27 protein-coding genes are annotated in these 26,377 nt (G+C 64.6%); 15 read left to right on the forward strand and 12 right to left on the reverse strand.

Annotation, left to right across the window (positions count from 1 at the left end; all coding sequences use genetic code 11):
- The first annotated feature begins 298 nt into the window (after positions 1-298).
- Positions 299-1,723 carry a hypothetical protein gene (locus AC1VNM_RS11335; protein WP_483106989.1) on the forward strand — a complete coding sequence of 475 codons (1,425 nt, stop codon included), beginning with the start codon at positions 299-301 and terminating at the stop codon, positions 1,721-1,723.
- Between the two features lie 25 nt (positions 1,724-1,748).
- Here the strand turns inward: AC1VNM_RS11335 and AC1VNM_RS11340 are convergent, their stop codons facing one another.
- Positions 1,749-1,970, reverse strand: a complete 222-nt coding sequence (locus tag AC1VNM_RS11340; protein ID WP_377153822.1) for a glutathione S-transferase family protein — start codon at positions 1,968-1,970, stop codon at positions 1,749-1,751.
- A 370-nt stretch (positions 1,971-2,340) separates the two neighbouring features.
- Complete coding sequence (locus AC1VNM_RS11345; protein ID WP_483106990.1) at positions 2,341-2,616, reverse strand: hypothetical protein; 276 nt, start codon at positions 2,614-2,616, stop codon at positions 2,341-2,343.
- Positions 2,617-2,715: 99 nt separating this feature from the next.
- On the opposite strand from AC1VNM_RS11345, the gene AC1VNM_RS11350 reads away from it, so the two are divergent.
- The 3 genes from AC1VNM_RS11350 to AC1VNM_RS11360 are packed head-to-tail and all read left to right on the forward strand — an operon-like array spanning position 2,716 to position 7,383.
- Positions 2,716-3,654 (forward strand): hypothetical protein, encoded by a 939-nt coding sequence (locus AC1VNM_RS11350; RefSeq protein WP_483106991.1) that lies wholly within the window; start codon positions 2,716-2,718, stop codon positions 3,652-3,654.
- Position 3,655: 1 nt separating this feature from the next.
- On the forward strand, positions 3,656-5,923 hold the full coding sequence (locus tag AC1VNM_RS11355) for a hypothetical protein (protein WP_483106992.1): 2,268 nt from the start codon (positions 3,656-3,658) through the stop codon (positions 5,921-5,923).
- Positions 5,924-5,949: 26 nt separating this feature from the next.
- Complete coding sequence (locus AC1VNM_RS11360) at positions 5,950-7,383, forward strand: KAP family P-loop NTPase fold protein (protein ID WP_483106993.1); 1,434 nt, start codon at positions 5,950-5,952, stop codon at positions 7,381-7,383.
- A gap of 952 nt (positions 7,384-8,335) precedes the next feature.
- Here the strand turns inward: AC1VNM_RS11360 and AC1VNM_RS11365 are convergent.
- From AC1VNM_RS11365 to AC1VNM_RS11395, 7 genes are all read right to left on the reverse strand, one after another.
- The gene (locus tag AC1VNM_RS11365) at positions 8,336-8,776 is read right to left on the reverse strand and encodes a hypothetical protein (protein WP_431101581.1); all 441 of its coding nucleotides are present in this window, start codon (positions 8,774-8,776) and stop codon (positions 8,336-8,338) included.
- Positions 8,777-8,941: 165 nt separating this feature from the next.
- Complete coding sequence (locus AC1VNM_RS11370) at positions 8,942-10,486, reverse strand: methyl-accepting chemotaxis protein (RefSeq protein WP_483106994.1); 1,545 nt, start codon at positions 10,484-10,486, stop codon at positions 8,942-8,944.
- A 367-nt stretch (positions 10,487-10,853) separates the two neighbouring features.
- The gene (locus AC1VNM_RS11375) at positions 10,854-12,827 is read right to left on the reverse strand and encodes a PAS domain S-box protein (protein ID WP_483106995.1); all 1,974 of its coding nucleotides are present in this window, start codon (positions 12,825-12,827) and stop codon (positions 10,854-10,856) included.
- A gap of 197 nt (positions 12,828-13,024) precedes the next feature.
- Entirely contained in the window at positions 13,025-14,059 is a 1,035-nt protein-coding gene (locus tag AC1VNM_RS11380) for a dienelactone hydrolase family protein (RefSeq protein WP_483106996.1), read from the reverse strand.
- A gap of 7 nt (positions 14,060-14,066) precedes the next feature.
- Positions 14,067-14,300 (reverse strand): DUF2024 family protein, encoded by a 234-nt coding sequence (locus AC1VNM_RS11385; protein ID WP_483106997.1) that lies wholly within the window; start codon positions 14,298-14,300, stop codon positions 14,067-14,069.
- A gap of 2 nt (positions 14,301-14,302) precedes the next feature.
- Positions 14,303-14,884 carry a hypothetical protein gene (locus tag AC1VNM_RS11390; RefSeq protein ID WP_483106998.1) on the reverse strand — a complete coding sequence of 194 codons (582 nt, stop codon included), beginning with the start codon at positions 14,882-14,884 and terminating at the stop codon, positions 14,303-14,305.
- 54 nt (positions 14,885-14,938) lie between these two features.
- Positions 14,939-15,895, reverse strand: a complete 957-nt coding sequence (locus AC1VNM_RS11395) for a cupin domain-containing protein (RefSeq protein WP_483106999.1) — start codon at positions 15,893-15,895, stop codon at positions 14,939-14,941.
- 131 nt (positions 15,896-16,026) lie between these two features.
- Between AC1VNM_RS11395 and AC1VNM_RS11400 the strand changes: the two genes are divergently transcribed.
- The 8 genes from AC1VNM_RS11400 to cynS all read left to right on the forward strand — a co-directional run bounded on the left by AC1VNM_RS11400 (position 16,027) and on the right by cynS (position 23,024).
- Entirely contained in the window at positions 16,027-16,578 is a 552-nt protein-coding gene (locus AC1VNM_RS11400; protein ID WP_431104312.1) for a carboxymuconolactone decarboxylase family protein, read from the forward strand.
- A 48-nt stretch (positions 16,579-16,626) separates the two neighbouring features.
- Entirely contained in the window at positions 16,627-17,868 is a 1,242-nt protein-coding gene (locus tag AC1VNM_RS11405) for a sensor histidine kinase (RefSeq protein WP_483107000.1), read from the forward strand.
- A complete protein-coding gene (locus AC1VNM_RS11410) occupies positions 17,865-18,530 on the forward strand; it encodes a response regulator (RefSeq protein ID WP_377153804.1) in 666 nt (221 codons plus the stop codon). Before AC1VNM_RS11405 ends, AC1VNM_RS11410 begins: the two co-directional genes overlap by 4 nt.
- A gap of 126 nt (positions 18,531-18,656) precedes the next feature.
- Positions 18,657-19,331: a DsbA family oxidoreductase gene (locus AC1VNM_RS11415; RefSeq protein WP_483107001.1), complete on the forward strand. Its 675-nt coding sequence runs from the start codon at positions 18,657-18,659 to the stop codon at positions 19,329-19,331.
- 96 nt (positions 19,332-19,427) lie between these two features.
- Positions 19,428-20,840, forward strand: coding sequence for a CmpA/NrtA family ABC transporter substrate-binding protein (locus AC1VNM_RS11420; RefSeq protein WP_483107002.1), 1,413 nt, complete (start codon positions 19,428-19,430; stop codon positions 20,838-20,840).
- Positions 20,841-20,852: 12 nt separating this feature from the next.
- The gene (ntrB, locus tag AC1VNM_RS11425) at positions 20,853-21,755 is read left to right on the forward strand and encodes a nitrate ABC transporter permease (RefSeq protein WP_483107003.1); all 903 of its coding nucleotides are present in this window, start codon (positions 20,853-20,855) and stop codon (positions 21,753-21,755) included.
- Positions 21,745-22,584, forward strand: coding sequence for an ABC transporter ATP-binding protein (locus AC1VNM_RS11430; RefSeq protein ID WP_377153795.1), 840 nt, complete (start codon positions 21,745-21,747; stop codon positions 22,582-22,584). Before ntrB ends, AC1VNM_RS11430 begins: the two co-directional genes overlap by 11 nt.
- A complete protein-coding gene (cynS, locus tag AC1VNM_RS11435) occupies positions 22,581-23,024 on the forward strand; it encodes a cyanase (protein WP_377153793.1) in 444 nt (147 codons plus the stop codon). Before AC1VNM_RS11430 ends, cynS begins: the two co-directional genes overlap by 4 nt.
- A 104-nt stretch (positions 23,025-23,128) precedes the next feature.
- Here cynS and AC1VNM_RS11440 read toward each other — a convergent pair whose 3' ends face one another.
- Both AC1VNM_RS11440 and AC1VNM_RS11445 read right to left on the reverse strand, forming a co-directional pair.
- Positions 23,129-23,455, reverse strand: coding sequence for an XRE family transcriptional regulator (locus AC1VNM_RS11440; RefSeq protein WP_483107004.1), 327 nt, complete (start codon positions 23,453-23,455; stop codon positions 23,129-23,131).
- On the reverse strand, positions 23,452-23,814 hold the full coding sequence (locus AC1VNM_RS11445; RefSeq protein WP_483109263.1) for a type II toxin-antitoxin system RelE/ParE family toxin: 363 nt from the start codon (positions 23,812-23,814) through the stop codon (positions 23,452-23,454). Before AC1VNM_RS11445 ends, AC1VNM_RS11440 begins: the two co-directional genes overlap by 4 nt.
- A gap of 431 nt (positions 23,815-24,245) precedes the next feature.
- Here AC1VNM_RS11445 and AC1VNM_RS11450 point away from each other — a divergent pair, with 431 nt between their 5' ends.
- The 3 genes from AC1VNM_RS11450 to AC1VNM_RS11460 all read left to right on the forward strand — a co-directional run bounded on the left by AC1VNM_RS11450 (position 24,246) and on the right by AC1VNM_RS11460 (position 25,915).
- Complete coding sequence (locus AC1VNM_RS11450; protein ID WP_483107005.1) at positions 24,246-24,599, forward strand: DUF2946 domain-containing protein; 354 nt, start codon at positions 24,246-24,248, stop codon at positions 24,597-24,599.
- Positions 24,600-24,749: 150 nt separating this feature from the next.
- A complete protein-coding gene (locus tag AC1VNM_RS11455; protein ID WP_483107006.1) occupies positions 24,750-25,388 on the forward strand; it encodes an SCO family protein in 639 nt (212 codons plus the stop codon).
- A gap of 38 nt (positions 25,389-25,426) precedes the next feature.
- On the forward strand, positions 25,427-25,915 hold the full coding sequence (locus AC1VNM_RS11460; RefSeq protein WP_377153787.1) for a copper chaperone PCu(A)C: 489 nt from the start codon (positions 25,427-25,429) through the stop codon (positions 25,913-25,915).
- A 28-nt stretch (positions 25,916-25,943) separates the two neighbouring features.
- Here the strand turns inward: AC1VNM_RS11460 and AC1VNM_RS11465 are convergent, their stop codons facing one another.
- Positions 25,944-26,321 carry a response regulator gene (locus AC1VNM_RS11465; RefSeq protein WP_377153783.1) on the reverse strand — a complete coding sequence of 126 codons (378 nt, stop codon included), beginning with the start codon at positions 26,319-26,321 and terminating at the stop codon, positions 25,944-25,946.
- Positions 26,322-26,377 lie beyond the last annotated feature (56 nt).

Consider the following 26,377-nt stretch of genomic DNA (forward strand, 5'->3'; position numbering starts at 1 on the left):
ATCTGCAGATGACGGTGCGTCACCGGTGACCTGATACCGCTGCAGGGCCTTGCACACCGTCACGCCGATATCGAAGCAATCGGAAGTTGAACTGAGGTAACCCCATTGCCACCGCCGGGGGTGCTGTAGGCCTTGGCTGTGGGTCGCCGCGCTTTGCCACGCGGCCCGTTCGAGACTCGCGCCCGAAGCGGGTGCCCTGCGGCCACGGCGCATCGGCGGGAGGGCATCAGCAATCCTGAAGCGCGTTGTCCGCAATCTGCCGATGGCTGCAATGGGCTCGCAAGGCCACGCTGGCTGCATGAAACATGCAGACAAGGCAGCCGCCCGCCAGCTCCCCTCCGAGCCCGCCGCGACTGCGGGTGCGCGGTCCCAGGCTGCAGACGCCTCCTCAGGAGGGTTCGAGCCCGGTGCACGCGCCTCGGTGCAGCGGGCTTTGATCGACGGCATCCACCACGGGCCGCGCATGGCCCTGCAGCGCCGGCAGCTCAGCCATCTGCTCGGCGAACGGCGTGTGTCCCCCTGGGTGCCGAGCGCCCAGTTGAAGGAGCTCCCTGATGATTCGGTCGGCTCGCTCAAAGACATGCCGGTGAAAGGCGAAAAGGAGATCACTGCGGAAGGGCTGCAAAGGAGGCTGATCGACAAGCTCAAGGAAGTGGGACAAGTTGGCTTCGGCTACCGGCTGGTCTCGCTCAGCTATCGAGCGGGCGAATTCGAGAAGGACGAGCGCAAGACCCACGACGAAGAACACGGCATGAAGCCCTGGCCGGCCGACATCGACGACAACCTGGGAGACATCAAGCTGCTGGTTCATTCGACTCTTCAGGCCGCCGGGCAACTGGCGTACCTCGAAAAGAATTCAGAAGAGATCGGCAAGACCCACGAAGTGATCGTCGACGTGGACTGGTACCGCGAACGCACGCAGAGCGACGTCGGCTTCCACAAGGACAGCCGCGGCACCACGCTGTTCGTGAACCTCACCTACGACAACGCCTTGAAGATGCAAGGCGCCTCCACCAAGCCCGACCTCGAAGGGCAGGCCAAGCTCGAAGAGGGGCTGCCCGACGAGGTGCAGAAAGACCTGAAGGCTCGACGCCTGGGCTATGCGCAAAAGGGCCTCGCCTCGGGGGACATCAAGGAAGAAGAAGTCGACCCGTATGCGCGCATCAGCTTCAGCGACCCGAGTGTCTGGCACAGCACGCCCCTGCTCGGGCACCGGATCGAGCATGAGGCCCCACCCACGGACGACGTTGAAACGGTAGAGAAGTACCTGGGCCGAGCTGGCCACGCCCCGCACTTCTACCGCGGCATCGTCGAGTACTACAAGGTCAACTACGAGCCCCAGCGCATCTTTGACTTCTTCAGAGACAAGAAGGGAAGCAAGGCTCAGGTCACCGTGGAGTCTTGGGATGTACTGGCGCCCGAGCTGAGCAAGCTCGGCTACGCCTTTCGGGAGCTGTACGGTTGGCGCGACCGCTACCCAAGCCCATTGAGCTTCTGGAAGGCGCTCCCGGGCACGGGCAGCATCGACAAGTACAACAAACACGGCATCTCGGACAAGATCGCCCCGCAGAACGGCCCCGAGCTGACTGAAGCCGTCAAGGCCAAGCGAAGGCCGCTGAGCGTCAAGCTCAATGAGAGCCCTCTGCTTCAGAACGGTCTGAACGAAGAAGCGCAACGCCCCCGCACCTTCATCCGGACCTGGGTTCGCCTGATCAAGATCTGATTCGCGCCAGCAGCATCACCACCACTCAGGCAAGGTCGAGCTCCGGGTAACGACGGAAGGTGCCCTGCTCGTTGAACGCAATGCGCCGCTCGCTGCGCAGATAGGCCGTCATCCGTGCTTGCTCGGCCACCCGCTCGTGCAGCTCGACGATGCGCGGCGTGCGCGCCAGGGTGCGCTCGGCCGCCTGGAGGAACGCGTACCTCAGACCCTCGATCAGCTGAAACAGCGAGCGCGCGCTACGCCTCAATCCCCCTGAGTGCTGTCCGCCGACGTGTGCCCTGCGCTGCGGGGCCTCCTACGGGTGACTGTGGGCGTGTCTGACCGGCAGCTTCAGGGCGGCGAGGTCAGGACAGTGGATGTCGGCTCAGGGTCGATAGGAGTCAGCCGGCGGCCGCTGTGCGGAGGACCGCAACCAGCCTGGAGCCGCGACGGCATCGCAGCGATTGCGGTCAGTCAGGTTAGCTGCTCGCGTGGCACCTATCGGCCACAAGCAGCCGTACGCGGCGTTCAGACCCATGAGCGGTCAAGGTCGCTATGCAGAGCTATCCATAGCGATCCATTTCTGTTCCTCGATTTCTAGGGCGCTCATCCGGTGAGCGGACACTCGCTCCGTGTGTTTACACAGCCGGATGGCTGGGCCGCCGATCGGCACTGGCTAATCGATACAGATAGCCAGGTACGTGTGCGCCGGCCGCGCCATCCTCAAGACTGTGGAGAAAGTGATCTTGAGCTAGGCACCACAGCACGTTCTTGCTCCAAGATGTGAGCGGCTTCGATGCGTTGCGGCTTTGATGACGCAACCCCACATTGGTATAGATCAGTTCACGCTCGATGTGTTGTCCAGTATCCGGGCGGCTCTCGAGTAGTTCTGCGGATGCGGTGTTGCCGACCATGACGGCGCTTGCGTCGCGCAGATGGCCGTGCGCCGCTCTCGGCCTGGTCGCATTGGTGGCGTAGACATTCTTGAATCTCTGCACTACGAGGGGGAGACCGTGTTTCAGAACACATTGGCTTTGAACACAAATCCGTTCGGTCCGAGCTTTCCAGCTAGTCCAGGAAACCTCGATCGGCTCGCGTTCTTGATGGATCTCGATCGACAGCCGTTACGCCTTGACGAATGCGGCGATTTGCTGCGGCCGCTTTTCTGCGCACAAATCCTTGGTCTGGAGACGCATCAGGCACGGTTCCACGAATTGATGAGCGAGCGAGGCTACGTGCTTGACGGCGAGGGAGCGCGAGCCATGGACAGCGCCCTGGTAGTGATCCGTGGCGCCATCGGCTCGGGTAAGACGACGCTCGGTTCGTGGATGGTGGCGGAGTTGGCGCGGCTGCCTGGCAACCCATTGGCTTGCGCGTACGTTCCCGATCCGGCCGAAGACAGCGATGCTGCGCGGATTGCGTCGATGAATGGACTTCGCGAACGGATAGCTGCAGTTCCTCGAGGCCACCATGTCGCCGCGCTGATCGAAAATGTTACTGCAGCAAGCATGACTGCAGCGATCGCGTGCTTCAAAGAACTAGTCTCGTGGCCACGTCTGTTCGTGTTGACCACAAGCAACTTGAAGTTACTGGATGCCGACGCCAAGACTCTGGGGGGCTCGGCGAGGATCGAAGTGTTTACGCTGCGTCAGATCACGCCGGCCGACGCCGACGCCTACGTTGCTCACCGAATGCCGCAGTTTCGTGACCCGATGCGTCAGGAACTTGATGCGCTGTCCCCGACTTTTCCTCTGCCGCAAGGGTTCGCCGGCCGCGTCGTTCAGAGGACGGCAAACGACGGCGATGTACCGATCGTTCTGCGACAGCTAAACACCCATTTCCGCGGGCAACTCGTGCGCCACGATAAGAAGTTGCGCGCGCGCCCAGGCCACGTGCCTCTTTCACAGGCGCCCGCGGAGTCCTTGATCGACTACTTGATGCCCGAGGCTTGACATGCAAGTCACGTCGGACGCATCGCTCCAGAACCCTTTTCCGGTCTACCCCGTGTCGGCGCTGCGAGACATCGCGCCTGACATTCTGGAGAAGACGGTTTTCACTGAGGCGGTGAGCACGCTTGATGGCGCCATCCGCGGCTACGTTCAACAAGCGACGGGGGGCCATCGAACAGGACTTGCCATTCCCGTACGCGGCGACTATGGAACTGGCAAGACGCATCTATTGGTCTTTTCCAAGGCGCAGTTGCGCAAGCTCTGGCCCGGTAGTCCAGACGAGGTGACGGTGCTCTCCGCCCAAGCGACCGAAGCCCCGTTTTCTGCTTGGTTTCTCACGACGGTCGTCCCTCTTCTGGGCCACCTTGGCATCGAGAGAATTTTCGAAAATTTGCTTGCAACGGTGGCCTGCGACGTTGCCGATCAAGTGCCACTCACGCTGGGTATCGCGGATGACATCCGAAATGACCCCATGGAGGTCTACCCAGCATTGCGCGACGGTCTCTTGAGCGAGACGGATGTTGAGAGGGGTCTTCGCAAAGCGATTGCCGAGATTGCTCCACGGGGATCGGAAGAACTTCGTACGGTACTGGCAGCCTTGGCGTGGCCGGAACGGCAAGGCGGGGCGATGAAATGGCTGACGGGTGGCTCGCTCAGCGCCCACGAGCGTGACCTGCTGGGTGTCGCACGCGAATTGGATGTGGTTGCTGAAGCGTCGAGCGTGCTGGTCTCAATCGCGGGCGCCGCGGTACGCGGCGGCGGCCTCTTCGTACTAATGATCGATGAGTTTGAACACCTCATGGCGGAAGATCGCCGCACTGACACTCAACGCAATGCAACGACGGTCAAGCGTCTCTTGGAGGGAATGACGGCCGCAGGCGCATTGGTTGTGATTGCAGGGCACTGGCGCGCATGGGAGCAACTGCCGGACTTTAAGGCGCGCTTTGGCGGGCGACCTGCCGTTGACCTGGTGACGCTCAGCGGAAAGGAGATTGGCCAACTTGTCATGCAATATGCCCCGCAATGGGGACGGCGACTTGACGACGACGCGCTCGAAGCTGTGGCCGAGGGTGGGGGGCGGAACATTCGGCGAGTGATGGCAGTGCTACACCAATTGCACGCCGACACGGCCGTCGGTACCGAGCCAATCGGCATCGTGCAAGCGGACGCGGCCGTCGATCGGCGTCGACGCCTGGCATCCGAAACTGCACGTCCCGACGCAGTCGTGGAGTCGACCGCGCGCGCAACAGGCGGTCGCGTCAGCAGGAACGAGGCGCTACTGGGCCGTCTTCATTTCGACCTGACGGTGCGACGTGGACAGGAGCTGCGTTTGGTCGTGGACGTTCGCCACGCGTCATCGTCTGCAGAACTGACTCGCATTCTCGATGACTTCAGCATAGCGATCCGTGCGCTTCGCACTCGACATCCGAAGGTGCGTGGCCTCGTCGTCGCGACAGGCGCGCTGGACGGAGCTGCGCTTGCGCTGCTCGATCGACTCAATGGGGTCGACGCTCTGCCTGGCGAGGGGCCGCGTTGGGAGGAGTCGTTGCGCGGGGCCGTGATGTCAGCGCTGGAAGAGAGTCTCGACACCCCAGGGACAAACAGCGAGAGAGTCTTGGAAGAAGATGAGGCCGCCCGCGAGTCGCTGCGCCAAGCGCGGGTGGCACGCGATATAGAGGCCGAGGCAACTCGAGACCGTATATTGAATATCGACTTCGGATCCGATGAGCGAGGTATCGCAGCGGCGACTCTGGCGAGGGAGACTTCGCCTGCGGCCAGCACTTCTGCCTACGGTGCAGACGCGGCAACGCTTGATAGTTTCTCAGAGAGCATGCGCGCGCAGGAACCCACTCTCGTGTCCACCGTGCTTGCACCAACAAGTTTCCCTTTCCTCGTCATCTTGATCGCGAGCTCCGCCTTCGTACTTTCGAGCGTGGTCGACCGTGAATGGATCTATTCGATCCTCCCTTTTTCCTCGCGAACAATGGTCTCGATATTCCTTTTGGAGGCCATCGTTTTCTTGTTCATCGGAATGCTTTTTTTTCTTCGCCGCTACCAGCAAGAGCGACGAGCGTTCGTGCGCTACCAACGCTGGGGCCGCCAGAAGATGGAGGAACTCCTAATCAGGATGACACCAAGTGACGAGTTGATGCGCGTGAGAAACCGGCTCATTGACGCTCCCGACGCATCAGGCGGTTTCAAGAATGCGATCGAGCACGCAAACAGTGATTTGCCGGAAGAAGTACGCGACCAGCCCGTTCCGCAACCTTGACCACTCTTTTGCCGGGAGCGTGACCCATGAGCGAAGTTCTCACCGAAGACATTCCGGCGCCAGCGCCGGGATACGGCTATCCGCTTCTGGCAGAAACGTTGATCGGGATTCTCCGAGAAGAGAGGAAAGGCGCGTTCGTGCTCGGCATCCACGGGCCGTGGGGTGCCGGCAAAACGACATTGATGGCAGCGATCGAGGCGCGGTTGAACACAGACGCCCCAGCGATCATCGTCCCCTTCAATGCGTGGAAATACCAAGCGCGGGAGACGCTCTGGCGCGCCCTCATCATCCAGGTCCTTGAATCGCTGCGCGCTGCGGGTGTCGGTGAGCCTGAGGAGATCGACTGCCTGGAGCGCGCCTTGTACGCAGGCTTCACGATGAAGGAATCGGGTTCACTGAAGGTGGATTGGGGCGCTGCGGCGACCGAAGCGATGCTGCTAGCGATACGGGTGGGGACGACGAACCTCGTCCCGGGAACCGCGATCGATCGCATCGGTGACTTCATCAACGGCTTTTTCGGACGAGAGGTCGGAAAGGGTGAGGACGACGACGTGGCCAAGAGCGTCGAGCGAGTCGGCAAGGTTCTCACCCGTGCCGTGACCGAGAAGCAAGTTCATCAGGTCGTATCGATCGAGCAGTTTCTGAACGGCTTTCGTGATCTGGTGAAGCTTGCTGGCGAACGACGCCTGTGTGTCCTGGTGGACGACCTCGACCGTTGCTTGCCGGAGTCCGCGCTGGAGGTCTTCGAGGCCATCAAGCTTTTTCTCGATGCGCCGCAGTGCATCTATGTCGTGGCGCTGGACAGGGATGTCATTCGCCGCGGTCTGGCGATCCGCTATCGGGAGGCAGGGGCCGGCATGGTAGAACCCGACGAGTACATCGAGAAGACAATCAGTCTTTCCTTTGATTTGCCGCCGCTTGGAGCAATTGACGCCCAGCGGATGCTGGCAGATTGCGCGACAGGCGTCGACCTCACACCTGAGGAAGTCGCCCTCACTGTCGAGCTTCTTGGAACCAATCCGCGGCGTCTGAAGCGCATCGGGCGATCTCTTTCGTTGCTTTGGGCGTTGGCACGAGCTGCACCAGCCCCTGATGTGCCAGCACCTTGGCCACTTCGCGTCGGCGACCGGCCGCTCTTCTTAAAGTTGGCGCTTCTGGCCTATCGCAACTCCGGCGTGTTCGGCCAACTCGTGCGCGATGCGGGCTTGGCAGCGAGGCTTCAGACAGCAGCCGATTCATTTGCCACCATGGAACAGGAGCGAGGCGAAGCAAGCGCTCTCGTCGACCTTCGCGCCGCCATCAACGTGGAGCATTCCGTCGTGCAACAGGCCGCGGAGGATCCGGTTTTTTGGCGCATCGTGGCAATGCAACCTCGTTTCCCTTCGAAAGAGCGTGTCGCTGCGGCACTTCGCTGGTTCGGCGCGGCTCCGCCAGCGAGGAATTTGTCGGACGCGACCTGAATCACCTCATTCAGCGCGCTCAGCAATCTAGAGAAGATTGGTCGGAGCGCGTGGTAGCAGCCCTAGGCCCAACGGCTGCTTGTCGCCGAGAAGCCTGAGTTCGTCCGCCATCTGCGATTGGCGACAATCCGTTGCACAGCGGCCGACGTAATCCGTGAGGCGGAGGGCGGCAGCGGTTCGAGAGCGATTGTCCACCCAGCCCCGGTGAAGGACCGCGCCCAGCCTGAAGTGGACTTCAGTTTTGCAGCGGAAGCAGACATTAGACTCGGTCCCCAGACCGCTGCTGACGACCGTGCTTCCATTTCGATGGTGCGTCAGAGCTTACCGCCCCGGCGAATCTTCAGTTCCACTCGTGTGATTGAGTCATCCTTCTACTCGCTACAGAAGCTTCCGCACTGGCATCCTCTTGGCCAATTTGGAACCCGCCTGGTCGGGAAAGACGGGCCGATCTGCATAGTGAACGGTGACGAAATTGGCCTCCAGATGACGGTCGGTCGCTACACGCTGTTAGGCACTAGTTACGACTACTTCGATGGATGTCACCACTGGATCTACCTTTTGGGAGCGGACGGTCATCCCATCGATCAACTGCGAATGCCAGACGAGTTCGGATTTATTCAGGACGTGACCCTTGTCTCGGAGAATGAGATAGCTTTCGGCTACTTTGGGACCAATGACCGGTGGAGCCTTGTCGTGTCCCCATTTGGCTTTTGGTCCTATGCGCCCGTATCACTCCTGAGGAGACCCAACCGCTTCCTGCTTGCGAGACGCCACCTGTCAGTCCGGCGCACAAAGGGTGCGCCTTGGTCTTCATCATCAGCCATCTGAGGATTGATGAAGTCGCTGCGAGGAAGCCTCGAAGTTGCCGCAATGCCCGCCTCCAGCCTAAAGCCGCGGCGGCATTGCTGCGCTGGGGATCATTGATGCAGCCCAGTCCATCGATGACGTCATCTCAGACCTTGGCGAGGAAGGCCGCTGCGTCACCTGCTTCGCACTTCCAGTCTGCGAAGACCCCGACCAGGTTGCATTCCACGCAGCGGCAAGCAATGTAGTACCAGCGCACGTCATGCGTGCCTTCGTACACGGAGACGCCGGACACCAGCTCGAACACCTCGTTCTCGCACACGCACTCGTGCGCCTCAGGCGAGGCTTCTTCAACGTAGTCCTCACTGTCGCCCATCAGGTGTTCCTGTCCGCAGTCGGTGCAGGTGCGGATTGCCACACCGGCCTCTTCATCAGTCTGCAGCGCGAAGGTCCGGCATCCGCAATCGCATTTGGACGAGGCGAACCTGACGGCCTCATGGCGATTCGCAACGCTGTAGCTGCGCAGTTCGGCTTGGGTGTCGCCGGACGTGGTCCCGTACCAGAACTCGCCCTTCTTCGTCAGTGCCATTGATGCTGCTCCATTCCTCAAGATGGGCTTCCCGGCAGGCTTGACGCCGGGCTCGCCCCGTTCGTCCGGATTCTGCCTTGGGGTCCGGTGCGTCATCGTGAAAGGCTTGGGTCGCGGTGGTCGCCGACAGGAACTGCGGACATCCAAGGCAGCGTGTTCGGATGTCTACCGAACCTTGAACATGGCAACAAGCCCCACCAGGCGCTCGGATTGGGCGCGCAGACTCTCTGCGGCTGCGGCGCTCTGTTCGACCAGTGCGGCGTTCTGCTGTGTGGTCCGGTCCATCTGCCCGATGGCTTCGCCCACCTGGGCGACACCTTGGCTCTGCTGAAGCGATGCGGCACTGATCTCTGCCATGATGTCCGTGACCCGCTGGATCGAGGTGACGATTTCCTGCATCTTCTGTCCGGCCGTATCCACCTGCGATGTTCCCCGCTCAACGCGTTCGGAACTGGTGGCGATGAGCGTCTTGATCTCTCTTGCCGCGGTAGCGCTTCGCTGGGCCAATGTACGAACTTCCTGCGCCACGACCGCAAAACCCTTGCCATGCTCTCCGGCGCGCGCGGCCTCGACCGCGGCGTTCAGCGCGAGGATGTTTGTCTGGAAGGCGATGCCGTCGATGACTCCAACGATGTCGCCAATCCGCTGCGAGGATTCGTTGATATCGCGCATGGTCGCCACGACCTCGGAGACGGATTGACCTCCCAGCTTTGCGACCTCCGAAGCGCTACTTGCAAGCTGGTTGGCCTGCATGGCGTTGTCCGAGTTCTGGCGCACCGTCGCGCCGAGCTGTTCCATCGAGGAGGCGGTCTCCTCCAGCGCGGACGCCTGTTGTTCCGTGCGGCTGCTCAGGTCGGAGTTGCCCTGTGCGATCTGCGCGGAAGCCGTGGCCACGCCGTGGGCGTTCTCGAGGACTGAGGAAACGACGCCGCTGAGCTTTCCCTGCATCTGCCTGAGCACCGCAAGAACGCTCCGTTCATCGCTTGCGCCGAGTTGGATGTCAGTCGTGAGGTCCCCGTCGGCAACCTTCCTTGCCAGTGATACGGCAACCTCCGGGTCGCCGCCGATCTGGCCGAGCACGTTGCGGACGATGGCCGTGGACAGGATGGCGCCGATCACGACCGCAAGGGCCATGAGACTCCACGACGCGCCCTTGGCAAAGCTGTAGGTGGCCGACGCCTGGTGCGCGGCGGCCGCCGCGCTCGCGTTGTTGATGTCGACCAAGCGACCGATTGCCGCGACCCAGGCTTCGAACGTGGGCTTGGACGTGGTGAGGTGCGCTTCTCTCGCCTGGGAGAACGAGTCTTCCCCGGCGCGAGATAGCGCCAGCACCGCGTCCATGGACTTGATGAAGGTGTCTCGAAGCTTTTGATAGTCGGCGAACCCTTGCGCTTCCTCGCCGGGAGCGACGAGGGGCTTGTAGTCCTCTTCCTGCTTGGCGAGCGCGGCTCGCAGGCTTGCGATTCGCGCATCCGCTGCCTTGATCTCAGGCTCGTTCTTGCTGAGCACGTGCTCCGCCTCGGCGCGTCGGAGCTGATTGGCGGTTGCGCGTATGTTGGCCAGCGAAGTGACGCTGGGCAACTGTTCACTCGCGATGTCGTTGGCGACCGCGTTCACTTGAGCCAGCTGCACCAGGCCAAATGCGCCCATGAGGACGACCAACCCCACCAGTGCGACGAACGAGTAATTGAGCTTCGACTTGAGCGTCATGGCTGCGTCCTTCTCGCGCCGCCCTGCGCAATGGCGTCCACGACCTGGCGGCGACAAGGAAGTGGAGCGGAAAACCCGTCGGATGCCGGCACCGTTGCTCGGTCGAGTCGCGTCGTGAAGCTTGCGCTGGAGACATGGGATCCTTCGAACGCTGATGTCTCGCGGCAATCGCGTCCCGGCCAGTGCGACGGTCTGGATCGTTGCGTGATGGATAGAACGGGCAAGATCGATGCCCTGTCCGCGCCGACCCTCGGCCAACGTTTCGAATCGGTCAGGCCACCTTGGGTGGCGCGACTTGGCGGCGAGGTCCACGTAGCGCATGGCGGTGCCCCTGACCTGCGTTGGCGGAATGCTGCGCAGGAAGGACTCAAGGCCCTGGCGGTTGGCCAGTCCGGTGAGCGCGTCCCGCCACCTGCGAGATGTCGCGCATGACCGATGAGTAACGAACGACCTCCCCGGACGCATCGCTGTGAGCCAGAACCATATGGTTGACGGGGATGACGCCTGACGCAACGACCACGGACGTCTCGCCGATCCACACGCCTCGGGCAAGCACCTCCGGGATGATCTCGGCTCTGTATCGCCTGGTGGTCTCGGGCGTATTGAAGTCCAGGAAGCTGTACTTCGATATGTCGGCGTCGACGGCAATGTCCACAGCCCTGCGCACGGCAGGATTCATGTAGGTCACGCGTCCATCTCGATCTGCCTGGACAACGTAGTCCGGCGTGGCATCAAAGATCTGAGTCAGTACACGCAGCGATTCTTCTGCGGCTTTGCGCTCGGTGATGTCGACGCCAATGGTGAAGATGCCCTGCACTTCGCCCGCGCTGTTGAGATCGGGGATGAGCTGGCTCTCCGTGTGAACGAGCTTTCCATCCACCCTCTCCGTCTGCTCGAACCGCTGACGAATGCCCTTGAGCGCCGCATCGAGATGAGCAGTGCCGGCCTCGTTCCCTTTGTGCCCCAACAGTTCGACGCGAGTCCGGCCCAGGACCATCTCCCGCGCAGCCCGCAGACGCTCGCAGTTGGCGCGGTTGGAAAATCGGTAACGCCCCTGCGGGTCAAGATATCCGATACGAACAGGCAAGTTGTCGGTGATGCTGCGCATGAACTGCTCGTTGGCCGCGATCCTTTCCTCCAGCCGCTTGTGTTCGGTGATGTCCTGGACGGCGCCCACGACCCGAATCGCGGAGCCGTTCGCATCGAACTCAGTGTCGCCAATGGCGCGCACCCAACGTGCCTCGCCATCGCCGGTGACGATGGGAAGTTCGAGTGCCCAGCGTTCTCCAGTCTCCACACCCCGCTTGAAGGCGGCCTGCAGGGTCTTCAGCGCTTCGTACGAATAGAACTTCGCGACACTCTGGGCCGTGGGTTCAAACGCGTCGTCGACCCCATGAATCTGCCTGGCGACCGGTGACCACGTGATGCGCTCGGCGACCAGGTCGACGACCCACGCTCCTACGGATGCCAGTTCTCCAGTGCGCTGCAGCAACGATGTCGTGGAGCGGACCTCGGCTTCCGCCCTCGCTTGCGCGGCGCGCTGCGCGCTGAGGTCTCTCAGAAACGCGGTTGCTCCCATGCCACCATTCATGCTCATGGGTGCCACGTACAGCTCCACGGGAATTCTGCTGCCGTCCTTGCGAAGGGCGTCCACCTCGAAACGCCGACCCAGCACAGGTCCATGACCGGTCAGTTGCAAGCGCGAGAGGCCTCGTACATGGGCGGACCGATGTTCGGGCGGGATGATGAGTTCGTGCAACGGTTGTCTGATGGCTTCGGCGTAGCTCCATCCAAAAGTCTCCTGGGCGCGTCGGCTCCAGTCGGAGATGAGCCCCTTGGGGTCTATCGTCACGAACGCATCGGGCGCGTTCGCGAGAAGGTTGTCGAAGCGCGCGCCCGCCTGCGGCAAGTCCGGTGGTTGAGCTGAGACGACCTGCTCAACCGAGACCTCCTCGCTACGGGAGCGTAGGGTGTGCGTGGCGTCCCATCGTCGGCGGGTTTCCGCCGAGGCGCTTTGAGTTCCCACAATGAGTTCATCGTTGGTCAGAGAGCCGACGGTGACCTGAAAGGTGCTCGACCTTGGATGGTCCACTGCGAAGAGCTGACTGCCACAGCAACCGCAGAAGCGCCGCAATCCCTCGCGGGAGTGCCACGAGGTCGCATTTCCATTGATGCGCAAGGACGCTTCATCCACCGCGACCCACGCAATGCCTGCGCCACCAGACGCGTGGCGGCAGGTATCGCAGTAGCACACGCAGGCCGTCGTGCTCAGCGCGTGCGCCGCGAACTCGACGCGACCGCAAGCGCATCGACCGTGGAGTACAGCAGGCTTGTCAAGCATCGGAAGATTTCCCCCAGAAGCTCAGTCGACCACAAGGCCGGTGTCCGATCAATGGCGTCCGTGGCGATGCGTCTTCGCATCATCTGATCCGCTGGAGCCGGGCCGTCTGAAAACTGCTTCAGGAACGTCTCCAGACGGCAAGGGCGGCAAATTCCTTGCCTGCTGGCCGGGGCACCTGCGGCTGGACCGAGGATTGGTCATCTTCCCGGGGCGGAAAGAAGGTCCAGGACGAAGCGCGCAGCGTCCTTGCGCGACGCTTCGAAGGCTGCGGCGTTGCGCCCGACATGCGCACCTCTCGTGACGCAGCTGCTGTAGAACGCCGCGACGTCCGCGGTCGGGATAGTGGCGCCGGTGCGCAGGGCCGTCACGGTCCAGCTGGGTATGTCGGTCCGCACGACACCGCAGGCGTACCCGCTGGTGGCGTTCGGGAGCCATCGCACCGGAAGCAGGCTGTCCCAGGCATGGTGGGCGCCTTCGTAACGGATGCTCTTCACCGGTGTTCCCAGGGCCGCGTACTCGGCAGCCAAGGCTTCGCACGGCTCTGGATGGGTGTAGTCGTCCGCTGCGCCGACGAGATTGAGCAGCGGTGCCAGCGTCACGTCCTGCGAGGTGTAGATCTGCAAACAGCCCGCGTACGCAGCGATGTGGAAGGCGAATGTCTCCCCGCCTTTGACGGCGGCTCGAAGGAACGGCCGCTGAGCGGTTTGAAACGCCACCGTCCCACCGCGCGAAAACCCCATGATGCCGATGCGCGTGGCGTCGATCCGGGGATCGTGAGCCAACAGTTGCAGCGCCGCAAACGAATCCATGAGGTTCGCAGCAGCAGGCACTGATGTCTGGTCCGCGGCGGTCGATGACACGCCGCGGGGGCCAAAGCTGTCGACGACCAACGTGGCGACACCCAGGTCATTGAAGAGATTCACCCACTGGGCGAGGCTCGGCGTGACGCCGTCGCTGCCATGAGCGAGAACGACGGCCGGGATCGGGCCGTTCGTGCCGGCCGGCAAGCTGAGGTCTCCCCAGACCTCCGTGACGGGCCACCGGTCTCTCCTCTCCCGCGCGACGTCGTACAAGGTGGCCGGCGTGGCGCTCTTGAACGGGATGCGGATCGCATCGGCGGCCGCGGCACACAGGGTTCCCACCGCCAGGAGGCTGGCCAGGAAGACGTGTGCAAATCTGCTTATCGTCATACCCGGATCATGCTTCGTCTCCGAGGCTGGCTTGTCGCGCAAATTCAGGTCAGCGAATCCTGCCGTCCGCCAAACTCGGGGATCGACTTCGGTAGCCACCGCGCTGCTGCGCGCCGCGTGTGAGGGGCTGAAGGCGCAGGGACGGAGGACTGGGACCGTCAGGACGATCGATGATCGCGAAGCCTTCGCGCGCGATCTCTTCGATGACCGGATCCGGCGCGATCTCCATGTGGCAGAAGCGGCACTCCTCGCTCTGTTGCTGGACGCTCTGCTGCAGCGACACGATCAGTGGTCCCCGCGCAGAACCTCGACCGATTCGCAGATCACGAATTGACGGTCGAGTATCAAAACCATGACGGAGCTTTGCAGCGAATGTGACTCGATTGTCTTGACGGTCAAGAGTGGATCGACGGCGGCAGCCAGCGCGTCCATCGCGAAACGGGGGCCGCGGGCCAGCAATCCGTAGCCGCCAGCCAGGTGCCTTCGCAGTTGCTCGGGTGGACCGTTCAGATACGTCGCTGGATCGCGCCAATGCCCGAACTCCTTTGTGAGCATGGCGTGGGCCAGATAGAACACCTCTTCCGGCGATGTCGGCGCAGAGGAAAAGAATATCTGCGACTGCGGTCCGTGATGGTCAGCCAGCAGCACGTGTTCCTTGAACTGATCAATCGATCTGAAGCAGCCCGCAGTGACATTGAATTCCTTGGGCCGCAGGCACCTGAGTTCGACGCGTTGCGCTTCTTCAGGCCCAACGAAACTGTCGTACTCGATGTGCAGGCGAAGGTCGCCCGACTCGTCCAATGACACCGAGCTCACGCAGGCATCAAGGTCCTCATACACGGTATCGATGAGCGTCTGCAGATCCATGCCCGCAAGCCTAGCCCAAAGCCCACGCTCCACCGTCGGCTGGGGACGCAAGTCTCAAGAAGAAGCGCTCGACTCGCCCTGCGCCACCATCCCCTGCCGCCATTCCCGCGGCGATCGCCCCACCCGCTGCGTGAAGACGCGCGACAGCGCCGAAGCGTTTGCGTAGCCGAGCTGGTCGGCGATCTGCTTGATCGAGCGCCCCAGTCGCAGTTGCTCCTGCGCAAGGCTCAGCCGCCAATCGGCGAGGTACGCCGCCGGCGCCTGCCCCACCAGCTCGCGGAAGCGCGCCGCGAATGCGCTGCGCGACATGCCCGCGCGGGCCGCCATGCGCTCCAGCGACCACGGCTCGCCCGGCGCCTCGTGGACCGCCGCCAGCGCGAGCGCGACGCGCGGATCCGACAGGCCCGTCACCAGCCCCGGCTGCACGCCCGCCTCCGCCGGGTGGTCGATGAGCCAGCGCAGCAGCTGGATCAGCACGACCTCGAACAGCCGGTCCGCCAGCACGCGCTGACCGCAGCGCAGCCGCTCGGTCTCCGCGAACAGCAGCTGCAAGGACATCTCCAGCCCCTCCACGCGCGCCAGCGGCAGCAGCACCAGCGGCGGCAGCGCGCGCACCAGCGGATTGAGCGGGCCGCCGTCGAACTCCAGCTCCGCGCAGGTGAAGTCGGACCCCTCGCGCGGCGGGTTGCGGAACTCGTGCGCGACCGGTCGCGGATAGAAGAGCAGCGAGGGCTCGTCCACGCGCAGCTTGCGCGGCAGGCCGGCGCTGGCCGGGTGGCGGAGCTCCATCTCGCCGCGCTTCATCACATGCAGGAAGCCCCGGCCCGGCAGCGGATCGAACGGGTTGACCCCGCACAGCGGCCCGACGTGGAACAGCCGCGCACGCACGCGGAAATGCTCCAGCAGCGAGGACAGCCGGTCGATCGGCGGGAGCGACGCCGTCGATGCGGGGGGCGCCTTGGTGGTCGCTATGGGGGACGCACCGGCAGAGGACGCGAACTTGGCAGCCATGGACGTTTGGATGCGTTTGATGGATGAAACGCGGCCAATGGTACTCCTGCGAGGACCACACTGACGTCCGGCAGCCAACACCAGACGCTGCCTGACACAGCCCCCGTCATCCACCATCGAAAGGAATCATCATGTCCACCACGTCCCGCGTCGCCCTCGTCGATCCCAAGCAAGCCCAAGGCGACGCCAAGGTCGCGCTCGATCAGATCCAGGCCGCCTTCGGCGCCACGCCGGCGATGTTCCGCGCCGTGGCCAACTCGCCCGCCGCGATCAAGAGCCTGTGGGGCAGCTTCGGCGCCCTGGGCGGCGGCGTGATCCCCGCGAAGCTGGGCGAGCAGATCGCCGTCGCCATCGCCGATCGCAACGCCTGCGAGTACTGCCTGGCCGCGCACACCGCGCTCGGCCGCAAGGCGGGCGCCAGCGCCGATGAGATGGCCGCCGCGCAGATGGGCGAGTCCGCCGATCCGAAGACCGCCGCCGCGCTGCGCTTCGCGCTGAAGGTCGTCAGCGACCGCGCCCAGGTCGACGACGCCGACGTGCAGTCGCTGCGCGACGTCGGCTTCGACGACGGCGCCATCGTCGAGATCCTGGCGCACGTCGCGCTGAACCTGTTCACCAACTATGTGAACGTCGCCTTCGCGGTGCCGGTCGACTTCCCGTCGGTGAAGCTGCGCCGCGCTTGAGTGCGCACGGCGGCCCGACGTGGCACATCCCTTGCACTCACGCGGGGCATGTCCACGTCGACCGCCCTGCCCGCTTCCGCCGATGCCGTCGATCAAGCCTCGCCGGACGAGGCCGCGCGCCGGCTCGCCTTGCTGCTGGCCAGCACCGGCGAGGGCATCTTCGGCATCGACATGGACGGCCGATGCACCTTCGTGAATCGCGCCGCCTGCGACACGCTGGGCTGGCGCACCGACGAGGTGCTCGGGCGCAACATGCATGCGCTGATCCACCACTCGCATGGCGACGGCAGCGACTACCGCGAGTGCGACTGCCCGATCTTCAACGCCTTCCGCCGCGGCGATCCCTGCCGCATCGACGACGAGGTGCTCTGGCGCGCCGACGGCAGCGCCTTCCCGGCCGAGTACTCGAGCTACCCGCTCTTCGAGCACGGCCAGGTCCAGGGCGCCGTGGTCACCTTCGTCGACATCTCCAAGCGCAAGCACGCGGAAGAGCTGCTGCGCGCCAGCCACGATCAGCTCGAACGACGCGTCGCCGAGCGGACCTCGCAGCTGCGCGAGCTCGCGCATCACCTCGAGGCCGTCCGCGAGACCGAACGCAAGCGCATCGCGCGCGAGATCCACGATGAACTCGGCTCGCTGCTGGTCGCGCTGAAGATGGACGTCAACTGGCTGGAGCGCCGCGTCGGCGACGAAGGCCAGCGCGCCGCGATGGTGGCGAAGTGCCACCGCATGGGCGGCCTCGTCGACACGGCCGTCGATGCCGTGGGCCGCATCATCACGGACCTCCGCCCGAGCATCCTCGACCACCAGGGCCTGTGGGCCGCGCTGGAATGGCAGGCGCAGGAGTTCCAGCTCGCCGGCAGCGACGAGCGCGAGGTGCGCTTCCGCATCTTCGTCGCCGCCGATGTCGCTCCGCCCGAAGGCGGCCTGGCGATCGCGGTGTTCCGGATCTTCCAGGAGGTGCTGTCCAACGTCGCGCGCCACGCGCAGGCATCGCGCGTCGACATCCGGATCGACGTCGACGCGCCGCCGCAGCCCGTGCTCTACCTCCAGGTCAGCGACGACGGCATCGGCGCGCCGGACGAGGCGCTCAACGACGCGCGCAGCTACGGCGTGCTCGGCATGCGCGAGCGCGCGGCGCAGTTCGGCGGCCTGCTCGGCATCGCCAGCGCGCCCGGGCGCGGCACGACGGTGCGGCTGGTCATGCCCCTGGAAGGCGCGCCGTTGGAAGAGATGCGGCGCCACGAGCCGGGGCGGGAAGCGCCACGGCGCGAAGGAGCGCCGTCATGACGATCCGCGTGCTGATCTGCGACGACCACCGCATCGTGCGCGAAGGCATCAAGCAGATCCTCGCCGAGGCCAGCGACCTGCGCGTGATGGGCGAGGCCGCCAACGGACCGGAGGCGATCCAGCAGGTCCGCGCGGGAGCGGCGGCCGGCTCGGGCCCCGACGTCGTGCTGCTGGACATCGCCATGCCGCAGCGCGACGGGCTCGACATCCTCAAGGCGCTCCGGAGCGAGTTCCCCAAGCTGCCGGTGCTGATGCTCTCGACCTATCCGGACCGACAGTACGCGGTGCGCAGCCTCAAGCTGGGCGCGGCGGGCTACCTCAACAAGAGCGCGGACAGCGAGCAGATGATCGACGCCGTGCGCACCGTCGCCCGGGGCCGCCGCTTCATCACGCCCAGCGTCGCCGAGCATCTGGCCGCTGCCATCGGCGACGGCTTCGCCGCGGACGACACGGTGCCGTTGCATGAGGTGCTATCGCACCGCGAGCACCAGGTCTTCCAGATGCTGGTCGCGGGACGCAGCGTCGGCGAGATCGCGGAGCAGCTGGTGCTGTCCTCCAACACCGTGTCGACCTACCGCGCCCGCATCCTCGAGAAGACCGGCGTGCGCAACGACGTGGAGCTGACGCTCTTCGCCGTCCGGCGCGAGCTGCTGGCGCCGTAGCGGGACCGCCCGATCACGTCGACGGCGGCGCCGTGCGTTTTCGCTCACCCGCTGTGCAGTGATCGCGGCTCCCGCCTCCGGGGAGCCCTCGATAGCATGCCGCGACACTGACCACAGAGGGCCGACATGGCATCCGACAAGCAGCAAGCGATCCACGTTCAAGTGGTGTTCGACATCATCTGTCCCTGGTGTTTCATCGGGAAGCGGCACCTGGACAAGGCGCTGAACGTCCTGCAGGACCAGGGCGTCGCGGTCCAGGTCGAATGGCTGCCCTTCCAGCTCAATCCGACGCTGCCCAAGGCGGGCATGGATCGCAAGACTTTCCGCAGCGCGCGTTTCGGCAGCTGGGAGGCCGCCGTCGCGATGGACAGCCGCGCGATGGCCGCCGGCAGTGCCGTGGGCGCGGTCTTCCGGTACGACCTGCAGACGCGCACGTCCCACACGCTGGCCGGGCATCTGCTGGTCCGCCAGGCGCTTGTCGAGGGCGGACCCGCTCTGCAGACGCGCCTCGTCGAGGCGCTGTTCGTCGCCTACTTCAGCGAGGGGCAGGACATCGGCGACGACACCGTGCTCGAGAAGATCGCGGCGGCCTCCGGCATGGCGCCGGGTGCCGTGACGCGGTCACTGTCGCGGCTGTCCGAAGTGGAAGCCGACGAACGACGTGCTCGCAGCCAGGGCCTGAACGCGGTCCCCGGGCTGATCATCAACGGCCGCCCGGTGACCAGCGGCGCGCACGACGCGCTCGCGTATGTGCGGATGATCCTGTCGGCGGCCGAGGACGGCTCGCCCGCGGTCGTGTAGTTCCAGCCCTACATCAGAACCACGGCGCGCACGATGCCGTGATCCGTCGCGCTTTCCTAGAGTGGATGCATCCGTCCACCGACCTGGAAAGCAGCGATGAGCGACCTCCGCCACGACCCTTACGACGCCGATCGCCCGCTGCTGATGCGCTGCGCCTGCGGACGCCATGGCAGCGAGGCGGAGCATGTCCGCGAGCTGGACCGCGACCGCGCTGCGGCGACGCTGCGCCAACGCGCCGACGCGATGGACACGACCGACATCGAGGCCGAGTCCAACCAGTTCGTCGAGGCCGCGTTGGTGAAGGCGCTGTTCCCGCAGGACGCGCTGCGACGCCGCTTCCTGCGCGCGGTCGGTCGCGGCAGCGCGATGGCCGCGATCGGCAGCGTGCTGCCCATCGCGCCGCTGCAGGCGATGGCGCAGGAGCGCGGCGCGCTGGAGAAGAAGGACCTCAAGATCGGCTTCATCCCGATCACCTGCGCGACGCCGCTGATCATGGCGCACCCGCTGGGCTTCTACAGCAAGCAGGGACTGAACGTCGAGGTCGTGAAGACCGCGGGCTGGGCGCTGATCCGCGACAAGATGATCAACAAGGAGTACGACGCCACGCACTTCCTCAGCCCGATGCCGCTGGCGATCAGCCTGGGCCTGGGCGCGACGGCCACGCCGATGAACGTGGCGACGATCCAGAACACCAACGGCCAGGCGATCACGCTGGCGATGAAGCACAAGGACAAGCGCGACCCGAAGTCGTGGAAGGGCTTCAAATTTGCCGTGCCCTTCGAGTACTCGATGCACAACTTCCTGCTGCGCTACTACGTGGCGGAAGCGGGCCTCGATCCCGACCGCGACATCCAGATCCGCGTCGTGCCGCCGCCGGAGATGGTGGCCAACCTGCGCGCCGGCAACATCGACGGCTTCCTCGGCCCGGATCCGTTCAACCAGCGCGCCGTGTTCGAGGAGGTCGGCTTCATCCACATCCTCTCCAAGGAACTGTGGAACGGCCATCCCTGCTGCGCCTTCGGCACCAGCACCGAGTTCATCCAGAAGAACCCCAACACCTTCGCCGCGCTGTACCGCGCGGTGCTGACCTCGGCCGCGATGGCGCGGGAGGCGCGCAACCGCGAGCTCATCGCCAAGGTCATCGCACCGCAGGCCTACCTGAACCAGCCGGAGACGGTCATCGCGCAGGTGCTGACCGGCAAGTTCGCCGACGGCCTGGGCAACGTGCGGGTCGTGCCGGACCGCGCCGACTTCGACCCCATCCCCTGGCAGAGCATGGCCGTGTGGATGCTCACGCAGATGAAGCGCTGGGGCTACCTGAAGGGCGACGTGAACTACAAGCAGATCGCGGAGAAGGTCTTCCTGCTCACCGACGCGAAGAAGCAGATGAAGGCGCTCGACCAGGCCGTGCCGGACGGCGCGTATCCGAAGTTCAGCGTCATGGGCAAGACCTTCGACCCCGCGCAGCCCGATGCCTACGTGGCCGGCTTCGCGATCAAGCGCGCCTGAGCGGGAGCCGCGATGACTTCGCTGAACGCGCGCGCCGCCCTGCTCTCGCTGCTGATGCTCGGGTTGGTGCTGGGCATCTGGCACCTGGCGACGATGGGCACGGGGACCGCCTCGTCCGCGGCGTCCACCGCGGGCCCGGCGATGACGGCCGAGCAGATCGAATACGCCAGGCTGATGGGCAAGCCCGTGCCCGCCGACGCGGGCGGCAGCGGCGCCTCCGCCGTGGCGGCCAAGAGCGGCTTCCCGACGCTCGCGCAGATGGGCGCGACCGTCGTCCATCACCTCGCCGATCCGTTCTACGACAAGGGCCCCAACGACAAGGGCATCGGCCTGCAGCTGGCGTACTCGCTGGGGCGGGTGGCGCTGGGTTATCTGCTCGCGGCCCTCGTCGCGATCCCGCTGGGCTTCGCGATCGGGATGAGCCCGCTGGTCCACCGCGCGCTCGATCCCTTCATCCAGGTGCTCAAGCCGATCTCGCCGCTGGCGTGGATGCCGTTGGCGCTCTACACGATCAAGGATTCGGCGGCGAGCGGCATCTTCGTGATCTTCATCTGCAGCGTCTGGCCGATGCTGATCAACACGGCCTTCGGCGTCGCCGGCGTGCGCAAGGAGTGGCTCAACGTCGCGCGCACGCTGGAGGTCCGGCCGCTGCGCCGCGCCTTCGAGGTGATCCTGCCCGCCGCCGCGCCCACCATCCTGACCGGCATGCGCATCAGCATGGGCATCGCCTGGCTGGTGATCGTCGCGGCGGAGATGCTGGTCGGCGGCACCGGCATCGGCTACTTCGTCTGGAACGAGTGGAACAACCTCAGCCTGCCCAACGTGATCTTCGCGATCCTCGTGATCGGCCTCGTGGGCATGGCGCTGGACGGGCTCTTCGCCCGCGCGCAGAAGGCGGTGACGTATGCGGATTGATCCGCTGGAACAGGGCGCCGCGGCGGCAGTCGATGCGGCACCGGTGCTGGTGCGTGTCGAGGGCCTGGCCAAGCGCTACGGCGACACGACCATCTTCGAGGACGTGGACTTCACGCTGCGCCAGGGCGAGTTCGTCTGCATCGTCGGCCACAGCGGCTGCGGCAAGACGACGATCCTGAACACGCTCGCCGGACTGGAGCAGGCCAGCGAGGGCCACGTGATCGTCGACGGCCGCGAGGTCGCCGGCCCCGGCCTCGATCGCGGCGTCGTCTTCCAGGGGCATGCGTTGATGCCCTGGCTGACGGTGCGGCAGAACATCGCCTTCGCGGTCCGCAGCAAGTGGCCGGACTGGTCGAAGACGCAGGTCGACGAGCAGGTCCGCAAGTACGTCGCCCTGGTCAGCCTGACGCCGGCGCTCGACAAGAAGCCGAGCCAGCTCTCCGGCGGCATGAAGCAACGCGTGGGTATCGCACGGGCCTTCGCGATCGAGCCGCGGATGCTGCTGCTCGACGAGCCCTTCGGCGCGCTGGATGCGCTGACGCGCGGCACGATCCAGGACGAGCTGCTCAAGATCTGCGCCGCGACGCGGCAGACGGTCTTCATGATCACGCACGACGTCGACGAGGCCATCCTGCTGGCCGACCGCGTGATGCTGATGTCGAACGGCCCGCACGCGCGGGTCGCGGAGATCGTCGTCAACACGATGCCCCGCTCGCGCCAGCGCGCCACGCTGCATCACGACCCGCAGTACTACCCGATGCGCAACCACCTGATGGATTTCCTGGTGGAGCGCAGCCATCCCGTCACCCCTCCAAGGAGCATCCCATGAGCCGACTCGACGTCACCGAAAAGATCATCGCCACCAAGGTGGCCAAGGGCCTGAAGTGGTCCGACGTGGCCGAGGCCGTCGGCCTGAGCAAGGAATGGGTCACGGCCGGCTGCCTGGGCCAGATGACCTTCGACGACGCGCAGGCCGCGACGCTGGCGGGCCTCTTCGACCTCACCGAGGCGGAGACGCAGTGGCTCAAGGTCGTGCCCTACAAAGGCAGCCTGCCGACGTCGGTCCCGACCGATCCGCTGATCTACCGCTTCTACGAGCTGATCAGCGTCTACGGCACGACCTTCAAGGAGCTGATCCACGAGGAATTCGGCGACGGCATCATGAGCGCGATCGACTTCCGCATGGACCTGCAGCGCGAGCCCGACCCGAAGGGCGACCGCGTCAGCATCGTGATGAGCGGGAAGTTCCTGCCGTACAAGACGTATTGAGAACTCAGTCCCCCGACGGAATCGGCGAACTTATCTGCACCGAGGTGGCGGCCACGGCTTCCTTGCCTCCTGTGGAGTCTTCCCACGTGGCACAGGTCAGCGCGCTAGGGACGCTCTGCGGCCTTGAGTCCACCGAAGTTGGTGATCTTCACAGAGCCATCAGGGAATCTCGCCACCACATCCAACTGCCCGCCCATTGCCTCGATATGGCCACGCAACGAGGAGATGTACATGTCGGTGCGCTGCTCCAGCTTGGCTATGGCAGGCTGCTGCACATGCAGCGCTTCAGCCAGCATCTTTTGAGATAAGCCTCGAGCCTGGCGCAGTTCATTGAGAGGCATCTCGGCCAACATCTGTTTGGCCTGAGTTGCCGCTCGTTCCTGCGCTTCAGGCGACATCTTGGCGCGCAATTCGCTGAACTTCTTGCTCATTTCATCAGCCCTTCCTTTCGAAGTAGCTCAATATGGGTGTCGTACAGCTCGTCGCCGATCGGCACCATGGTTTCATACCATCTGTCATCACCGGTCTTGTCACCGCCGATCAACAGAATGGCGGTTCGCCTAGGGTCGAAGGCATATAGCGTACGCAGAGGTCGGCCAGCGTGCTGGGTGCGCAACTCCCGCATATGTTCATGTCGAGAGCCATGAATTCCAGAGGTGTGCGGAAACCCCAGATTGGGCCCCCGTGCCTCAAGGAGAGCAACGGAGGCAGCAACTGACACCTGCTCCCCGTCGCCAAGCTCATCCCACCAAGCATTAAATTCATCAGTAACTTCTACTTCCCAGTCCATCATTTTTCCATTCACGGGACCTCACATAGCGCACCTCTTGAAGTTGAGAAGAGCTCAATCATTCCCTTAAAGGAATATTCCGTCAAGGGAATTTTTCATCAGTGCGGACGGAGTGACAAGGGCTTCCGTCCAGGCTTGAAGCAACCGGAGCCATGCCTTGGCTGCATGACTTCAGATCGAGCGAAGAGACGGGCGAGATGTCAAAAGCGCGGCGCTTCTGAAACACCGGTGCCCATGCTCCATCCAATCTCGATTGCGTTTTCTGATCTGGATCAAGGACATCTGGCACTCCCTTCCTCAGAGGGAATGCGGTGGGAGTCACCTCCCCCATAAGGGTCAGGACTTGCCAGCGCTCGAAGCAAATGGCGCTGCAACATAGAATCCAGCGCATGCATGCAACGCGGACTTCGACCAGGCGCTGGGCATGGCTCGTGAGTCTCACGATCCTGCTCGCGGCGATGCTGCCGTCGCTGTCGCATGCGATGCTGGTCCATCAGGGCGCGACCTTCGCGGAGATCTGTTCCGCGACCGGCGCCAGGCTCGTGGTGATCGACGCCGCCGGCAACGTCGATCCGGGTCGCGACAGCCCGACGCTGATGAAGACGTCGATGGACTGCCCGTATTGCGCCATCCACCATGGCGCGCCGGACCTGCCGCCGGCCACGGTGCAATGGACGCCGCCCGACGCGTTGAAGTTCGAGCGTCCGCGCCTGTTCCTCGTCGCGCCGCGCCCACTCTTCGCGTGGGCGCCTTCGCTCGCTCGCGGACCTCCCGCCGTCGCCTGATCGCCGCCTCGCGGCCGATGCGCACTTCGCTCCGTCCCGGACGCGAAGCACTCCACGACTGACCTGTCGCCTTCGCTCGCGCGAATGCGCCTCTGCGTCTCTGCGCTCATGCGCTCATGCGCGGCAAGGTCGGTCCACGCCCTTTCGATCATGCGACTCCCTTCCCTCGCGCTCCGCGCGCGTTCCCCTCATGGCGATCCCGTCGCCGAGCCCGACGCGCGTCGTCGCGCCTTGACGATCGCCGCCTGCCTGCTGCCGTTGGCGGCGTGCAAGCCCTCTCCGACCTTCCACGGCATCGATCTCTCGCTGGTGAGCTACGCGAGCGATTTCGCGCTGCAAGGCGCGGACGGCCGCCCGTATCGGCTGGCCGACTTCCGCGGCAAGGTCGTGATGATGTTCTTCGGCTTCACGCAGTGCCCCGACGTCTGCCCGACCGCGCTGGCGCGCGCGGCGGCGGTGCATCAGATGCTCGGCGCGGACGCCGCGGACTTCCGGGTCCTCTTCGTCACCATCGACCCCGAGCGCGACACCGCGCCGGTGCTGGCGGCCTACACCGCCGCGTTCCATCCGAGCTTCCTCGGGCTCTACAGCGACCTCGCCGGGACCGCCGCCGTCGCCAAGGAGTTCAAGGTCTATTACGGCAAGGTGCCCACGGGTGCCAGCTACACGATGGACCACTCGACCTTGAGCACCGTGTTCGACCGCAAGGGCAAGGCGCGCCTGGCCATCAAGCACGAGATGAGCGCCGCCGACCTCGCCGAGGACGTGCGCCAACTGCTCAACACCTGACCCTCCATATCCCAACACACCCATTCCGGAGAACCGACATGACTTTCAAGATCCACTCGCTGCTGCTCGTCGCGGGCTCGCTGCTCGCTTCCATCGCCCATGCCCAGGTGAAGATCGACGACGCCTGGGTGCGCGCCACCGTGCCGCAGCAGAAGGCCACCGGCGCCTTCATGAAGCTGACGGCGACGAAGGACACGAAGCTCATTGGCGTCACCACGCCATTGACGCCCAAGGCCGAGGTGCATGAGATGGCGATGCAGGACAACGTGATGCGCATGCGCCAGGTCCCGGCGATCGAGCTGCCGGCGGGCAAGACGATCGAGCTCAAGCCCGGCGGGTATCACGTGATGTTCCTGGACCTGCCCGCGCAGGTGAAGGCGGGCGACCAGGTGCCGCTGACGCTGATCTTCGAGGACCGCGGCGGTGTCCGACAGACCGTCGAGGTGAAGGCGCCGGTGCGCGCGCTCAATGGGGCGATGCCGGCGAAGGACGACAAGGGCGGTGGTCACGGCGACCACGCGCATTGAGGAAGCGCTGCTTCCTCGGATTGGCGGCTCAGTCCGCCATCCACGCGCTGTTGGACAGCGTGCAGAGCTCCCCGACGAGGCGTTCGAAGTCGCAGGCCTTGTCGTAGAAGCCGTCCGCGCCGCAGGACAGGACGCGTGGCTCGTAGGCCGAGCGGTCTTCCGAACTCAGCACCAGGATGCGGCCGCGGAAGCGCGCCGCGCGCAGGCGTTCGATCACGCCCAGGCCGGAGCCGCCGTCGATGCTCAGGTCCACCAGCACCACGTCCGGCGCGCTCAGTGCAATCGTGCTGATCGCGGCGTTCTCGCTGGAGGCCTGGCTCACCACGGTGATGGACGCCTCGGACTCCAGGCGCGACACCATCAGGCGTCGGAGCAGCGCGTTGTCCTCGATCAGTGCAACCTTCATGTCTTGTCTCCCTGTGTGACTCCATGATGGTGGATGCGCGGATCTTTTTCGAGACT

Source organism: Mitsuaria sp. MSU3D, assembly GCF_056867975.1.

Excerpts from the sequence above, each read along its gene's own strand:
- ntrB (WP_483107003.1), top strand. The coding sequence starts at position 20,853 with ATGACTTCGCTGAACGCGCGCGCCGCCCTGCTCTCGCTGCTGATGCTC.
- AC1VNM_RS11375 (WP_483106995.1), bottom strand. The coding sequence starts at position 12,827 with ATGCTTGACAAGCCTGCTGTACTCCACGGTCGATGCGCTTGCGGTCGC.
- AC1VNM_RS11460 (WP_377153787.1), top strand. The coding sequence starts at position 25,427 with ATGACTTTCAAGATCCACTCGCTGCTGCTCGTCGCGGGCTCGCTGCTC.
- AC1VNM_RS11390 (WP_483106998.1), bottom strand. The coding sequence starts at position 14,884 with ATGGATCTGCAGACGCTCATCGATACCGTGTATGAGGACCTTGATGCC.
- AC1VNM_RS11335 (WP_483106989.1), top strand. The coding sequence starts at position 299 with ATGAAACATGCAGACAAGGCAGCCGCCCGCCAGCTCCCCTCCGAGCCC.
- AC1VNM_RS11395 (WP_483106999.1), bottom strand. The coding sequence starts at position 15,895 with ATGGCTGCCAAGTTCGCGTCCTCTGCCGGTGCGTCCCCCATAGCGACC.
- AC1VNM_RS11415 (WP_483107001.1), top strand. The coding sequence starts at position 18,657 with ATGGCATCCGACAAGCAGCAAGCGATCCACGTTCAAGTGGTGTTCGAC.
- AC1VNM_RS11370 (WP_483106994.1), bottom strand. The coding sequence starts at position 10,486 with ATGACGCTCAAGTCGAAGCTCAATTACTCGTTCGTCGCACTGGTGGGG.
- AC1VNM_RS11430 (WP_377153795.1), top strand. The coding sequence starts at position 21,745 with ATGCGGATTGATCCGCTGGAACAGGGCGCCGCGGCGGCAGTCGATGCG.
- AC1VNM_RS11410 (WP_377153804.1), top strand. The coding sequence starts at position 17,865 with ATGACGATCCGCGTGCTGATCTGCGACGACCACCGCATCGTGCGCGAA.
- cynS (WP_377153793.1), top strand. The coding sequence starts at position 22,581 with ATGAGCCGACTCGACGTCACCGAAAAGATCATCGCCACCAAGGTGGCC.
- AC1VNM_RS11355 (WP_483106992.1), top strand. The coding sequence starts at position 3,656 with ATGCAAGTCACGTCGGACGCATCGCTCCAGAACCCTTTTCCGGTCTAC.
- AC1VNM_RS11345 (WP_483106990.1), bottom strand. The coding sequence starts at position 2,616 with ATGGTCGGCAACACCGCATCCGCAGAACTACTCGAGAGCCGCCCGGAT.
- AC1VNM_RS11445 (WP_483109263.1), bottom strand. The coding sequence starts at position 23,814 with ATGGACTGGGAAGTAGAAGTTACTGATGAATTTAATGCTTGGTGGGAT.
- AC1VNM_RS11400 (WP_431104312.1), top strand. The coding sequence starts at position 16,027 with ATGTCCACCACGTCCCGCGTCGCCCTCGTCGATCCCAAGCAAGCCCAA.
- AC1VNM_RS11360 (WP_483106993.1), top strand. The coding sequence starts at position 5,950 with ATGAGCGAAGTTCTCACCGAAGACATTCCGGCGCCAGCGCCGGGATAC.
- AC1VNM_RS11465 (WP_377153783.1), bottom strand. The coding sequence starts at position 26,321 with ATGAAGGTTGCACTGATCGAGGACAACGCGCTGCTCCGACGCCTGATG.
- AC1VNM_RS11365 (WP_431101581.1), bottom strand. The coding sequence starts at position 8,776 with ATGGCACTGACGAAGAAGGGCGAGTTCTGGTACGGGACCACGTCCGGC.
- AC1VNM_RS11440 (WP_483107004.1), bottom strand. The coding sequence starts at position 23,455 with ATGAGCAAGAAGTTCAGCGAATTGCGCGCCAAGATGTCGCCTGAAGCG.
- AC1VNM_RS11420 (WP_483107002.1), top strand. The coding sequence starts at position 19,428 with ATGAGCGACCTCCGCCACGACCCTTACGACGCCGATCGCCCGCTGCTG.
- AC1VNM_RS11455 (WP_483107006.1), top strand. The coding sequence starts at position 24,750 with ATGCGACTCCCTTCCCTCGCGCTCCGCGCGCGTTCCCCTCATGGCGAT.
- AC1VNM_RS11405 (WP_483107000.1), top strand. The coding sequence starts at position 16,627 with ATGTCCACGTCGACCGCCCTGCCCGCTTCCGCCGATGCCGTCGATCAA.